Raw genomic sequence first — 12,955 nt, forward strand, 5'->3', positions numbered from 1 at the left:
CGCTCCTCGGCGCGGGCAGAGGGGCTGGGAACCTTTCGGGCCTTTGCTTCGCTCGGCCTGTGTGCAAGGAAAGCGCGCTTGCGCTTTCCTTGCCTTGTCAGCCCTCGATCTTGCCCAGGCGCGATTCCCTCAGGCGGCTGGGTGCCAGTGCACCCGCCGATTCCAGGATGGGATAGGCGATGGAGCAGATGTGCGAATTGATTCGCTTCAGGTCGCTGATGAGGTCGATGTGCAGCGAGCTGGTCTCGATGCTCAGGGTGGTGCGGTCCGACAGGCGATCCAGGTGGGTCGTGGCGTAGGCGCGCTCCAGGTCGCGGAAGCGGGCTTTCTCTTCGAGCAGCTTCTGCGCGTCGCGCACGTTGCCGTTCAGGAACACGCTCATGCTCAGGCGCAGGTTGGCGACGAGGCGGCCGTGCAGTTCGACGATCTCGGCCATGCCGGCTTCGGAGAAGTTGCGCTGGGGTTTGATCTTCTTGTCCTCGACGTCGATGATCACGCGCTCGATGATGTCGCCGATCTGCTCCATGTTGATGGTGAAGCTGATGATGTCGGTCCAGCGCCGGCTTTCCTCCTCACCCAGCGCCTCGCGCGAGATGCGGGTCATGTAGTACTTGATGGCCGAGTACAGCTGGTCGACGGTGTCGTCGAGCTGCCGCAGTTCCTGCGACAGGCGGGTGTCGTTGTTGCGGATCACGTCGAGCACGCCGATCAGCATGGTCTCCACGATGTCGGCCTGGTGCAGGGCCTCGCGTGCCGCGTTCGAGATGGCCAGCGAAGGTGTTGACAGGGCCGAGGGGTCGAGGTGGTGCGGGCGGCTGGTGCCGGTGGCCTGCTGGGGCATGGGCAGCATGCGCGTCACCAGCTTGGCCACCCATTGCGTGAGGCCGATGAAGCCGACGCTGATCACGATGTTGAACGCCAGGTGGAACAGCACCACGCCATGGGTCTGGTTCGGCAGCTCGGGCTGCACGTAGCGGATCCACAGGCCGATGAAGGGCGCGACGAGGGCCACGCCCAGGGCCTTGAAGAGCAGGTTGCCCACGGTCACCTGGCGCACCGAGACGGCCGCCTTGGCGGTGGTCAGCACGGCCAGCAGGCCGCTGCCGAGGTTGGCGCCGAGCACCAGGCCCAGGGCCACGTCGAGCGGCACCACGTTGGAGGTGGCCATGGCCGCCACCAGCAGCACCACGGCCAGGCTCGAATAGGCCACGATGGCCAGCACCGAGCCGATGGTGATCTCCAGCAGCACGTCGCTGTTGATGGAGGCGAGCAGCGCGCGCACGGCGGGGGAGGAGAACAGGGGCTCGGTGGCTTCCACCACCAGCTGCAGCGCCAGCAGCATCAGGCCCAGGCCGATGAGCACGCGGCCCACCCGGCCGGCCACGGTGTCGGCGCGCGTGATGACCAGCACCACGCCCACGAAGATGAACATGGGGGACAGCCACGACAGGTCGGCCGAGAACAGCACGGAGATGAGCGCGGTGCCCACGTCCGCGCCGCGCATCACCGCCAGCGCCGCCGGCAGCGTGACCAGGCCCTGCCCGACGAAGGACGAGGTCATGAGCGAGGTGGCGGTGCTCGACTGCACCAGCGCGGTCACGCCGATGCCCGAGAGGGCGGCCGTGAAGCGGTTGCGCATGCTCTGCACGAGGATCTTGCGCAGGTTGGCGCCGAAGACGCGCAGCACGCCGGTTCTAACGAGTTGGGTGCCCCACACCAGCAGGGCAATGGCCGCCAGCAGATTCAGGAGATGCTTCATGGGTGTCGGGTTCTATCCTTTTCGTTTTGGTTCGTTTTGACCCCATTTTCCACAGATACGCGTTTCAGTCGATCAGCGCTCCGTTGTCGTGGAAAGGATACGGCCCTTCGAAGCTTCCGGAGGCCGCCAGATGCGTGACCAGCCGCCCTTCGGCGGGGGACCAGGCGTGCACCCGGAAGGCGGGCGGCTCCAGGGTCCAGGCCGAGTCGGCGTCGGGCGCGAGGTCGAGGCAGACCTGGTGCGCCTGCGCCGGCGAGGTCGAGGCGATGGTGCCGCCGAAGCGCACGTCGATGGCGCGGTGCAGGTGGCCGCAGATCACGCGCTCGACGTTGCTGTAGCGCGCAACGAGCGCCTCGAGCGCTTCGGCGCCTTCGAGCAGGCCGATCTCGTCCATGTGGCCGATCAGCGTGCGAAACGGCGGGTGGTGCAGGGCGACCACCACGGGCTCGTGGCGGCAGGCGTCGAGCTGGGTTTCGAGCCAGGCCAGGCGCTTCTCGCACAGCGAGCCGTGGCTGGCGCCGGGCACGCAGGTGTCGAGCGTGAGCAGGCGCAGCGGGCCCACGCGCACCGAGTACTGGATGAAGTCGTGCGTGTCGGCGCCGGTGCCCAGGTACGCGTGGCCGGGGAAGCTGCGGCGCAGCTGGTCGCGGTCGTCGTGGTTGCCGGGCATCAGGTAGACCGGCATGGTGAGCGGGGCCAGCAGGCGAGCGAGGTGCTCGTACTCGGCGGCGCGGCCGAAGTCGGTCAGGTCGCCGGTGACGACCACCGCGTCGGGTGGCTGGCGCAGGGCCAGCACCGACTGCACGGCGCGTTCGAGGTACGGCGCGGTGTCGATGCGGCCGTAAGCCAGGCGGCCCGGCTCGCGGATGTGCAGGTCGGTCAGCTGGACCAGCACGGTGAGCTTGTTGTCTTCGGGATTGGTCATGCGCTGGTTTCCTGCGACGTCATCAGGCGGTCGGGGTGGATGCGCAGGCCCACGCTGTCGCCCGTTCCGAAAGGATTGTCGCGCCCCACGTCGGCCACCAGCAGGGGCTGGTCCTGCACCCGCAGGTGCAGCTGCACGCGGTCGCCGAGGAAGGTGCGGCGTTCGACGGTGGCCGCGCCCCAGCCGGGCTGGGGCGTGTTGACCTCGATGTCTTCGGGCCGCACGAGCAGCTTCTCATGGCTTTGCCAGGCGCTCGGGCAGGGCACGTTCGACCCGCCGAGTCGCACGACGCCCTGTGCGATGGCGCTCGCCTCGCGCTCCAGCCGGTTCACCCGGCCCAGGAACTCGGCCACGAAGGGGTGCGCGGGCGCGCGGTAGAGGTCTTCGCCGCGGCCGACCTGCACGATGCGCCCGGCGCGCATCACCGCGAGCCGGTCGGCGATGGCCAGCGCTTCCTGCTGGTCGTGCGTGACGTGGATGGCCGTGATGTGCAGCCGGCGCAGCAGCTCGGCGAGTTCGTCGCGCAGCGATTCCTTGAGCTTGGCGTCCAGCGCGGCCAGCGGTTCGTCGAGCAGCAGCACGCGCGGGCGCACGGCCACGGCGCGCGCCAGGGCCACGCGCTGGCGCTGGCCGCCGGAGAGTTCGGCGGGGCGCTTGTTCTCCAGGCCGCCCAGGCGCACGAGGTCGACCAGTTCGCCCACGCTGCGCTTTTCTTCGGCAGGCGACACGCCGCGGATGCGCAGGCCGTAGCCGATGTTGGCGGCCACCGTCATCTGCGGAAAGAGCGCGTAGCTCTGGAACACCATGCCCACGCCGCGGTGCTCCACCGGGCGTTGCGTGACGTCCTGGCCGCCGAACACGATGCGGGTGCCGGCGTCGGGAGATTCCAGCCCGGCAATCAGCCGCAGCAGCGTGGTCTTGCCGCAGCCCGAGGGGCCGAGCAGGGCCAGCACTTCGCCGGCTTCCACGCGCAGGTCGGTGGGCTGCAGGCCGCGCGTGCCGTCGGCGTAGGTCTTCGCGCAGTTCGCGATGTCGATGGGGATGCGTTCAAGTTCCATGGCGTTTCTGCATCAGGTTGGCAAGGTACTGCAGGGCCCACAGCACGGGAAGAATGACGGCGAAGAAGACCAGCGTGTAGGCCGATCCGATCTCGATGCGCATCGAGGCGTAGCTGTCGGCCAGGCCCACGGGCAGCGTGCGCGTGAGCGGCGTGTGCAGCATCCAGGTGAGGTTGAACTCGCCCACCGACAGCGTGAACACCATCAGGCTGCCGGCCACGATGGCGGGGAACACGGCCGGCACCAGGATGCCCAGGAAGCGCTGGCGGAAATTCGCGCCCAGCGAGCGCGCGGCCTCCTCCAGCGCGAGCAGGTCGTCGCGCTGGAAGGCCGAGCTCACGGTGCGCACCATGAAGGGCAGCGTGAAGATCATGTGGCCCACCAGGATGAAGGCGAAGCTCTGGCGAAAGGCCGTGAGCTGGCCGTAGGCGAGGATCAGCGCGAGCGCCGTGGCCAGGCCCGGCACCGCGACCGGCAGCGTCAGCAGCTCTTCGAAGATGTGCGCCGCGCGCGAGCGGCTGCGCGCCAGTGCATAAGCACAGGGCACGCCCAGCAGCACGGTGCCGGCCACGCAGGCCAGCGCCAGCGCGAGCGACCAGCCGACGGTGCCGCCGTAGTTCTCCCACACCTCGCCGAGCCAGCGCAGCGTGAGGCCGCTCTTCAGGCCGGTGCTGTAGTTGTTGACGAGGCCGGCCATGACCGACAGCAGCATCGGCGCGATCATGAAGAGGCTCACGATGACCGTCACGGCGAGCAGGAAGGGCGCCTTGGCGTGGGTGTTCTTTCGCAGGGGCATGGTCATGGTCATGGGCATGGAGCAGGGGGGCCTTCAGCGTGCGACGGGGTTGGCGCCGAAGCGGCGCGCCACGAACAGCACCAGCCAGGTCACGATGCCCAGCGAGATCGACAGCGACGCGGCGAGCGCGAAGTTGGCGTAGTTGGTGAACTCGTTGTAGATGGTGATGGGGATCACCTCGAACTTGCTGGCCAGCGTGAAGGCGGTGCCGAAGGCGCCCATGGAGGTGGCGAACAGGATGGCGCCGCAAGCCAGCGTGGTGGGCGCGAGTTCGGGCATCCACACGTCGCGCGCCACGCGCAGGCGCGAGGCGCCGAGCGAACGCGCGGCTTCCTCGAGCTGTGTGTTCATCGACTCGGCGGCTGCGGCGTAGGTGGCAATGGCGCGCGGCAGCGAGAAATACAGGTACGCCAGGAACAGCCCGAGCAGGCCGTAGGCGAAGGTGATGCGTTCGCCGAACAGGCTGTCGCTCAGGCTCGCCACCACGCCTTGGCGGCCGCCCAGCAGGATCACGAAGAAGCCGATGATCACGCCGGGGAACGACAGCGGCAGCGTGAGCAGCGACAGCAGCACGCGCTTGCCGGCGAAGGCATGGCGCGCCAGGTAGATGCCCACGGCCGCGCCCAGCACCAGCGTGGCCAGCGTCACGGCCACCGAGAGCGCGACCGTGTTGGCCATGCTCTGCAGGTAGCGCGCGTCGGTCAGCACCGCGAAGTAGGTGGCCCAGCCCTTGCCCGCGGGCAGCGTGAGCAGGCGCACCACCGGCAGCAGCCAGAAGGCCGCGAAGAAGACGGCCGCGGGCGCGGCGCAGGCCAGCAGCCGCCAGCGCGGGTTCCAGGCGCTGGAAGAAGCGTTGGCGGTGGTGGCTTGCGTCATCTCGTGCGGCGCCGGATCAGCGCACTTCCTTCAGGTACTCGTCGGAGAAGGCGCGCTGCGCGGCGGCCATGCGGCCGTAGTCCACGCTCTTGGCGCGGGCGTATTCGCTGGCGGGCAGGAACTGCGCCTCGATGTCCTTGGGCATGGCGTTCGCGCGCACCGGGCGCAGGTAGGCCTTGGCCCAGATGGCCTGGCCTTCGTCGGACAGCGTGAAGTCGAGCACCTTCTTCGCGTCGGCCGCGTGCGGGGCCTTGGCGACCAGGCTCATCACGTAGGGCACCGCCAGCGTGCCTTCGCTCGGGATCACGAAGGCGACGTTGGCCTTGTCCTTGTACTTGGCGCGGTAGGCGTTGAAGTCGTAGTCCAGCAGGATCGCGATCTCGCCCGACAGCACGCGCGCGTAGGACGTCTGCTTCGGCACGATGGGCTCGTTCTTCTGCAGTGCCTTGAAGTAGTCGATGGCCGGCTTGAAGTTGTCGAGCGTGCCGCCGCGCGCCTCGTTCACCGCCACGGCGCCCACGTAGCCCACGAAGGCCGAGGCCGGGTCGAGGTAGCCGATGAGGCCCTTGTATTCGGGCTTGAGCAGGTCGGCCCACGACTTGGGAATCGGCTTGCCCTTGAGCGCGTCGACGTTGACCATGAAGCCGAGCGTGCCCGAGTGGATGGTGAACCAGTTGCCGGCCGGGTCCTTCAGGCCGTCGGGAATGTCTTTCCACGCGGCGGGCTTGTAGGGCTCGACCAGGCCGTCCTTCGCGGCCTGCACGGCGAAGGTCACGCCGAGGTAGGTCACGTCGGCCACGGGGCTGGCCTTCTCGGCCGACATCTGCGCGAGCGACTGGCCCGAGTTCTTGTTGTCGGGCGGCACGGTGACGCCGGTCTTGGCCTTGATGGCCTTCAGCTGGGTGCCCCAGTCGGCCCATTCGGTGGGGCAGTTGTAGCAAATGGCGGTCTGCGCCATGGCGCTGCCCGCAGAAAGCGTGGCCGCGAGCGCGGCGGCGAGCAGGCCGAGGCGGGCCATGCGGTGGAAGCGAAGGGACATGGTGGAACTCCTTGGATGGATGGGGCGCGGGAACGAGGTGAGGTCAGTAACTGGCGGCGTTGTTGTCCTCGCGCGCGCAGGCGCACGACTCGCCGTCTCGGAAGGCATGGGGCAGCAGCAGGCTCGCATCGGCCTGCAGCGTGGCGCCGCCGGCCATCGCCTGCATCAGCAGCTCGACGCTGTGGCGGCCGATGTCGCTGTTGGGCTGCGCGATGGTGGTGAGCGCGGGTGTGAGGTCTTCGCCCAGCGCGATGCCGTCGAAGCCGACCACGCTCAGGTCGTCGGGCACCGCCAGGCCGCTCAGGTGCGCGGCGCGGATGCTGCGGATGGCCAGCAGGTCGTTGGAGCAGACCAGCGCGGTGGGCCGGTGGCGTGCCTGCAGCTGGCGCGAGAGCGCATCGACAGCGGTCTCGACGAAGGGCACTTCGATGAGCGGCGGCGCATCGAGGCCCGCGTCGGCCATGCCTCGCAGGTAGCCGCGGTAGCGTTGCTGCGCGCGGTCCGACGCGGCGAGCGTGCCGCTCACCATGGCGATGCGGCGGTGGCCCAGCAGCACCAGCCGCGTGACCGCATCGGCCACGGCGCCTTCGCTGTCGACCGACACGCAGGGGTGGCCGGGGTGCCGGTTGTAGGCCAGCACATAAGGCACGCCGGCCGCCTGCAGGCGGGGCAGGGCAGCCGAGGTGGAGGGGTTCGACACCACGAGGATCAGGCCGTCGACATTGCCCGCCAGCAGCAGGTGCACGGCGCGATCTTCTTCGTCGACCTGGTAGCCGGTGGTGACGGGAATGATCGCGTAGCCGCCCGCGATGGCCGCGCGCGCAATGCCCTGCAGGCATTCGGCGAAGGTCGGGTTCAGCAGCGTGGGCAGCACCACGCCGAGCACGCGGCTGCGCTGGGTGCGCAAGGTGCGCGCGCTGGCGTTGGGCAGGTAGTCGAGCTCGCGCGCCACGCGCTCCACCAGCGCGCGGGTGGCGGGCGTCACCTTGTCGGGGAAATTGAAGGCCCGCGACACGGTGGCCACGGAGACTCCCGCCTTGGCGGCTACGGCTTGGATGCTCATCGTGCGGTGTTCATGTAATCGATTACATTGGACCGCCGCAGTATGACTTTGCGATGACAGGCTTTGGAAGCGGGGACAAACCCGCAGGCCTTCGCGGGCGCCCGGAGGCCCAAAGAAGAAGGGGCCCCGCGGGGCCCCTTCTGGTGTCTGCTTGCCTGCTCGAAAGCCGAGCCGGCTTATTTGCCTCGGCGTACGCGCCGGATCTCGTCCACGATCAGGCAGATCGCGCCCAGCGTGATGGCGCTGTCCGCGGCATTGAACGCCGGGAAGCCCCAGTTGCCCACGTGGAAGAACAGGAAGTCCACGACGTAGCCGTGCATCATCCGGTCGATCACGTTGCCGATGGCGCCGCCCAGGATGCAGGCCATGGAGAACGAGAACAGCTTCTGCCCCGCGTGCGAGCGCAGCATCCACACGATGAAGATCGCGGCCGCCACGCCGATGCCCGTGAAGAGCCAGCGCTGCCAGCCCGAGTGGTCGGCCAGGAACGAGAAGGCCGCGCCCGTGTTGTGCGCGCGCACGACGTTGAAGAAGCTCGTCACGTAGGTCGAGTCGCCGAGCTTGTAGTAGCCCAGGATCAGCGTCTTGGTGAACTGGTCGATGATCAGGATGATCACCGCCAGCCCCAGCCACGGCCAGATGCTGGCGCCGCGCGAACGCGAGGCGGACATGGAGCGCGCGGCGGCCATCAGGCAACGCTCCGCGATTCGCCGGCGCCGAACAGGTTGCTGGTGCAGCGGCCGCAGATCGTCGGATGGGCCGCGTCGTGGCCCACGTCGTCGCGGTAGTGCCAGCAGCGTTCGCACTTCTGGGCGGTGCTGGGCGTGACCACCGTCGACAGCGCTTCACCCGCGGCCAGCGCGATCGCCGAGGTGATGAAGACGAACTTCAGGTCGTCGCCCAGCGAGCCGAGCAACGCGAAGTCGTCGGCCGGCGCCGTGACCTGCAGGTTGGCCTGCAGCGACGAGCCGACCTTGCCTTCGGCGCGCACGGCTTCGATGTCCTTGTTCACCACGTCGCGGATCTCGCGGATGCGGCCCCACTTGGCGAGCAGCGCCTCGTCGGGCGCGGCGAACTCGCTGTAGGTCTGCGTGAAGATCGACTCGCCCGGCTTGCCCGTGCCCACGAACTTCCAGGCCTCTTCGGCCGTGAAGCTCAGGAACGGCGCCATCCAGCGCAGCATTGCCTGCGAGATGTGCCACAGCGCCGTCTGCGCGCTGCGGCGCGCCAGCGAGCCCGGGGCCGTCGTGTAGAGACGGTCCTTCAGGATGTCGAGGTAGAAGCCGCCCAGGTCTTCCGAGCAGTAGATCTGCAGCTTGGCCACCACCGGGTGGAACTCGTACACCTGATAGTGCGCGAGGATCTCGGCCTGGAACTGCGCGGCGCGCGCCAGCGCGTAGCGGTCGATCTCGAACAGCTGGTCGAGCGGCACGGCGTCCTTGGCGATGTCGAAGTCGCTCGTGTTCGCCATCAGGAAGCGCAGCGTGTTGCGGATGCGGCGGTACGCATCGACCACGCGCGCCAGGATCTTGTCGTCGCCCGCGATGTCGCCCGAGTAGTCGCTCGCGGCCACCCACAGGCGGATGATTTCCGAGCCCAGCTTGTTGCTGATTTCCTGCGGGTCGATGCCGTTCTTGAGCGACTTGCTCATCTTGATGCCCTTGGCATCCACCGTGAAGCCGTGCGTGAGCAGGCCGCGGTACGGCGCGCGGTCTTCCAGCATGCAGGCGATGAGCAGCGACGAATGGAACCAGCCGCGGTGCTGGTCATGGCCTTCGAGGTACAGGTCGGCCTCGGGGCCGACGTCGTGGTGCACCGTGGGGTGCGTGCCGCGCAGCACGTGATAGAAGGTCGAGCCCGAGTCGAACCACACCTCCAGGATGTCGGTGCTCTTGGTGTAGCTCGGCGCGTCCTCGGCGCCCAGGATCTCTTCGACCGTCACGCGGCTCCAGGCCTCGATGCCGCCCTTCTCGACGATGTCGGCGGCCTGGTCGAGGATTTCCATGGTGCGCGGATGCAGCTCGCCCGAATCCTTGTGCAGGAAGAACGGGATCGGCACGCCCCAGCTGCGCTGGCGGCTGATGCACCAGTCGGGACGCCCGGCGATCATGTCGTGCAGGCGCGCCTTGCCGTTCTCCGGGTAGAAGCTGGTCTGTTCGATGGCGTCGAGCGCGGTCTGGCGCAGCGTCTTGGGGGCCTTGTCCTTGGTGAACACGCCTTCGCCCTCGTCCATGCGAACGAACCACTGCGCCGCGGCGCGGTAGATCACCGGCGTCTTGTGGCGCCAGCAGTGCGGGTAGCTGTGGGTGATGGTCTCGGTGGTCAGCAGGCGGTTGGCGTCGCGCAGCGCGGCGATGACCACCGGCACGGCCTTCCAGATGTTCTGGCCGCCGAACAGCGGGAAGTCGGGCGCGTAGCTGCCGTTGCCCTGAACCGGGTTCAGGATGTCGTCGTACGCCACGCCGTGGGCGATGCAGGAGTTGAAGTCATCCACGCCGTAGGCGGGCGAGGAGTGCACCAGGCCCGTGCCGTCGGTGGCGGTGGCGTAGTCGGCCAGGTACACCGGCGACAGGCGCTGGTAGCCCGCGTCGACGTCGTACAGCGGGTGTTCGAATTCGAGGCCGCCTAGCGCCTCGCCCTTGACCGTGGCCAGCACCTTGCCGTCGAGCGCGTAGCGCGTCATGCACATCTCGACCAGCGAGTTGGCCAGGATCAGCAGGCCGCGCTCGGTGTCGACCAGCGAGTACTCGAGCTCGGGGTTGAGGTTGATCGCCTGGTTGGCCGGGATGGTCCACGCGGTGGTGGTCCAGATCACGGCAAAGATGTCGCCCAGGATCGTGTGGTCGGTGCCGAAGGCCTTGAGCACCTTCTCGCGCTCGTGCGCCTTGAAGGCCACGTCGATGGTCTGGCTCTTCTTGTCGGCGTATTCGATCTCGAACTCGGCCAGCGAGGAGCCGCAGTCGAAGCACCAGTACACGGGCTTCAGGCCGCGGTACACGAAGCCGCGCTCGATCACGCGCTTGAACGCGCGCAGCTCGCCGGCTTCATTGGCGAAGTCCATCGTCTTGTAGGGGTGGTCCCATTCGCCCAGCACGCCCAGGCGCTGGAAGTCGGCCATCTGCTGGGCGATCTGCTCGGTGGCGAAGGCGCGACTCTTGGCCTGCATCTCGTCGCGGCTCAGGTTGCGGCCGAACTGCTTTTCGATGGCGTTCTCGATCGGCAGGCCGTGGCAGTCCCAGCCGGGCACGTAGAGCGCGTCGAAGCCCTCGAGCTGGCGCGCCTTGGTGATCATGTCCTTCAGGATCTTGTTCACCGCGTGGCCCATGTGGATCTGGCCGTTGGCGTACGGGGGGCCGTCGTGCAGGATGAACTTGGGCGCGCCGTGGCGGGCGTCGCGCAGGCGGTGGTAGCGGCCCTCGTCGTTCCATTCCTTCACCCAGCCCGGCTCGCGCTTGGGCAGGTCGCCGCGCATCGGGAAGGGGGTGTCGGGCAGGTTCAGCGTGGAACGGTAGTCTTTGGGGGAGGCAGTGGAAGCAGCGTCAGACATGGTGGGGTACGGCGAAACAGGGGGCTCCGACAGGCTCAGCCCGAACTGCGTTGTGAAGCGTGTCGGTGCGGAAGATAAAGCCGTTCGCCCTGAGCTTGTCGAAGGGCGGCAGCACGGTGCGTGCAGGGCTAAATTCGATCGCGCGTGGTCTGGCGATGGGTTTCTGCGTGGGTCGATGCAAAGAACGCACGCGCGTCGCGGCCATCCTTCGCGATGCCCGCAGTGAGGGCCTCGAGGCTGGTGTAGCGCAATTCGTCGTGCAGTTTGTGCAGGAGTTCCACGCGCACGATTTTACCGTAGGCCCCTTCGGCGCCCAGATGGGAGGGCCACTCCAGGCAATGGGTTTCGAGCAGCACCCGCCCGCCGTTGACGTCATTGGCGTCCAGCGAGGGGCGCACGCCCAGGTTGGCCACCCCCGGCAGCGGCTGGTCGGCCAGGCCGTGCACCAGCACCGCGAAGATGCCGCTGGCGGCCGGTTTCCAGTGCTTGAAGCGCAGGTTGAGGGTGCGAAAACCGTCGTCCTGGCCCGGCGCCGAGGCGCCCAGCGCGCGGCCGAGCTTGCGGCCGTGGACCACGTGGCCAGAGATGGTGTACGGCCGGCCCAGCAGGGTGTGGGCGTCAGCCATGCGGCCTTCAGCCAGCGCCTCGCGCACGGCCGAGCTCGACACCCGCAGGCCGTGCACCTCGTAGCTGTTCATGCGCGCCACGTCGAAGCCGCGGGCATCGCCGGCCGCGTCGAGCATGGCGTAGTCGCCGGCACGCCTGGCGCCGAAGCGGAAGTCGTCGCCCACCAGCACGTAGTGCGCGCCCAGGCCGTCGACCAGCACGTTCTGGATGAATTCCTCGGGCGACTGGGAGGCCAGCCGGCTGTCGAAGGGCAGCACGATGGTCTGCGCCACGCCGCAGGCGGCCAGCTCGCTGAGCTTGTCGCGCAGCGTGCCGATGCGCGCCGGCGCCAGGTCGGGCTTCTTGGTGAGCGCGGCGAAATAGTCGCGCGGGTGGGGCTCGAAAGTGAGCACGCAGCTCGGCAGCCCGCGCTGGCGGGCCTCGGTCTGCAGCAGCGCGAGCATGGCCTGGTGGCCACGGTGCACGCCGTCGAAATTGCCAATGGTGAGGGCGCAGGCAGGGGCCACGCCCGGGTGCCGGAAGCCGCGAAAAACCTGCATCGGTGAGTATCTTTTTGATAGCGCCTTTCGCCCGTCAAATGGGCGAATCAGGCCGATTTGTCACAAAGCCGGTATATTGTGACGCAGTGCGTTGACTGAGGTGTGTTTTCGACGCGCTCCGTGTCCCTGGTCTTTCCGTGGTTCTTCCTTTTCAGGAGGCGTGTGTGAAGGTCTTGAAGCTGTCGGCCCAAGGGCTGCCCCAGTCATGGATTTCGCTGGAACAGGCGGTGATCCACTATGCGGCGGACGAAGTTCGCTGGGAGGTGGGCGCGCAGGTGGCCGTGTTCCGTGGCGGCCACAACGCAATCACCGGCGAGCAGTCGCAGATCGCGATCAACAGCATCATCGGCACCAAGGGCGTGCCGCGCATCAACCCCTTCGCCCAGCGCCCCGGCCTGACCAACAGCAAGCTGTTCTCGCGCGACCGCAACGTGTGCGCCTACTGCGGCGGCCATTTCCACGAAGACGAGCTCACCCGCGAGCACATCATTCCCTTTGCCCAGCGCGGCATCGACACCTGGATGAACGTGGTCACGGCCTGCAAGCCCTGCAACCACCGCAAGAGCAGCCGCACCCCCGAGCAGGCGAACATGCCGCTGCTGTACGCGCCCTACGTGCCCAGCCTCTGGGAAGATTTCATCCTGCGAAACAGGCGCATCCTGGCCGACCAGATGGAATTCCTGATGGCGCACCTGCCGCAGAGCTCCCGGCTGCACGACAGCTAGC

11 protein-coding genes are annotated in these 12,955 nt (G+C 68.0%); 1 reads left to right on the forward strand and 10 read right to left on the reverse strand.

Annotation, left to right across the window (positions count from 1 at the left end; all coding sequences use genetic code 11):
• Window positions 1-97: 97 nt before the first annotated feature.
• From BM004_RS03430 to BM004_RS03475, 10 genes are all read right to left on the reverse strand, one after another.
• Window positions 98-1,759 (reverse strand): Na/Pi cotransporter family protein, encoded by a 1,662-nt coding sequence (locus tag BM004_RS03430; RefSeq protein ID WP_093123655.1) that lies wholly within the window; start codon window positions 1,757-1,759, stop codon window positions 98-100.
• A gap of 64 nt (window positions 1,760-1,823) precedes the next feature.
• Window positions 1,824-2,684 (reverse strand): phosphodiesterase, encoded by an 861-nt coding sequence (locus tag BM004_RS03435; RefSeq protein WP_093211284.1) that lies wholly within the window; start codon window positions 2,682-2,684, stop codon window positions 1,824-1,826.
• Window positions 2,681-3,742: an ABC transporter ATP-binding protein gene (locus BM004_RS03440; RefSeq protein ID WP_093211286.1), complete on the reverse strand. Its 1,062-nt coding sequence runs from the start codon at window positions 3,740-3,742 to the stop codon at window positions 2,681-2,683. Before BM004_RS03440 ends, BM004_RS03435 begins: the two co-directional genes overlap by 4 nt.
• Entirely contained in the window at window positions 3,732-4,532 is an 801-nt protein-coding gene (locus BM004_RS03445; protein ID WP_093125139.1) for an ABC transporter permease, read from the reverse strand. The genes BM004_RS03440 and BM004_RS03445 overlap by 11 nt, the downstream gene beginning before the upstream one ends.
• A gap of 39 nt (window positions 4,533-4,571) precedes the next feature.
• Window positions 4,572-5,414, reverse strand: coding sequence for an ABC transporter permease (locus tag BM004_RS03450; RefSeq protein ID WP_093211288.1), 843 nt, complete (start codon window positions 5,412-5,414; stop codon window positions 4,572-4,574).
• Window positions 5,415-5,430: 16 nt separating this feature from the next.
• Window positions 5,431-6,453: an ABC transporter substrate-binding protein gene (locus tag BM004_RS03455; RefSeq protein WP_093211290.1), complete on the reverse strand. Its 1,023-nt coding sequence runs from the start codon at window positions 6,451-6,453 to the stop codon at window positions 5,431-5,433.
• 43 nt (window positions 6,454-6,496) lie between these two features.
• The gene (locus BM004_RS03460) at window positions 6,497-7,516 is read right to left on the reverse strand and encodes a LacI family DNA-binding transcriptional regulator (RefSeq protein ID WP_093211292.1); all 1,020 of its coding nucleotides are present in this window, start codon (window positions 7,514-7,516) and stop codon (window positions 6,497-6,499) included.
• A gap of 176 nt (window positions 7,517-7,692) precedes the next feature.
• On the reverse strand, window positions 7,693-8,205 hold the full coding sequence (lspA, locus tag BM004_RS03465) for a signal peptidase II (protein WP_093123671.1): 513 nt from the start codon (window positions 8,203-8,205) through the stop codon (window positions 7,693-7,695).
• On the reverse strand, window positions 8,205-11,063 hold the full coding sequence (gene ileS / locus BM004_RS03470) for an isoleucine--tRNA ligase (protein ID WP_093211294.1): 2,859 nt from the start codon (window positions 11,061-11,063) through the stop codon (window positions 8,205-8,207). Before ileS ends, lspA begins: the two co-directional genes overlap by 1 nt.
• A gap of 128 nt (window positions 11,064-11,191) precedes the next feature.
• Window positions 11,192-12,229, reverse strand: a complete 1,038-nt coding sequence (locus BM004_RS03475; protein ID WP_093123676.1) for a bifunctional riboflavin kinase/FAD synthetase — start codon at window positions 12,227-12,229, stop codon at window positions 11,192-11,194.
• Between the two features lie 164 nt (window positions 12,230-12,393).
• Here BM004_RS03475 and BM004_RS03480 point away from each other — a divergent pair, with 164 nt between their 5' ends.
• On the forward strand, window positions 12,394-12,954 hold the full coding sequence (locus BM004_RS03480) for an HNH endonuclease (RefSeq protein ID WP_093123678.1): 561 nt from the start codon (window positions 12,394-12,396) through the stop codon (window positions 12,952-12,954).
• Window position 12,955: the final 1 nt, after the last annotated feature.

The organism is Variovorax sp. OK212 (genome assembly GCF_900112425.1).
Lineage (GTDB): Bacteria > Pseudomonadota > Gammaproteobacteria > Burkholderiales > Burkholderiaceae_C > Variovorax.

Bases quoted from the DNA above. Each gene is read 5' to 3' on its own strand.
- BM004_RS03430 (WP_093123655.1), bottom strand. From the start codon at position 1,759: ATGAAGCATCTCCTGAATCTGCTGGCGGCCATTGCCCTGCTGGTGTGG.
- BM004_RS03435 (WP_093211284.1), bottom strand. From the start codon at position 2,684: ATGACCAATCCCGAAGACAACAAGCTCACCGTGCTGGTCCAGCTGACC.
- BM004_RS03440 (WP_093211286.1), bottom strand. From the start codon at position 3,742: ATGGAACTTGAACGCATCCCCATCGACATCGCGAACTGCGCGAAGACC.
- BM004_RS03450 (WP_093211288.1), bottom strand. From the start codon at position 5,414: ATGACGCAAGCCACCACCGCCAACGCTTCTTCCAGCGCCTGGAACCCG.
- BM004_RS03455 (WP_093211290.1), bottom strand. From the start codon at position 6,453: ATGTCCCTTCGCTTCCACCGCATGGCCCGCCTCGGCCTGCTCGCCGCC.
- BM004_RS03460 (WP_093211292.1), bottom strand. From the start codon at position 7,516: ATGAGCATCCAAGCCGTAGCCGCCAAGGCGGGAGTCTCCGTGGCCACC.
- lspA (WP_093123671.1), bottom strand. From the start codon at position 8,205: ATGGCCGCCGCGCGCTCCATGTCCGCCTCGCGTTCGCGCGGCGCCAGC.
- ileS (WP_093211294.1), bottom strand. From the start codon at position 11,063: ATGTCTGACGCTGCTTCCACTGCCTCCCCCAAAGACTACCGTTCCACG.
- BM004_RS03475 (WP_093123676.1), bottom strand. From the start codon at position 12,229: ATGCAGGTTTTTCGCGGCTTCCGGCACCCGGGCGTGGCCCCTGCCTGC.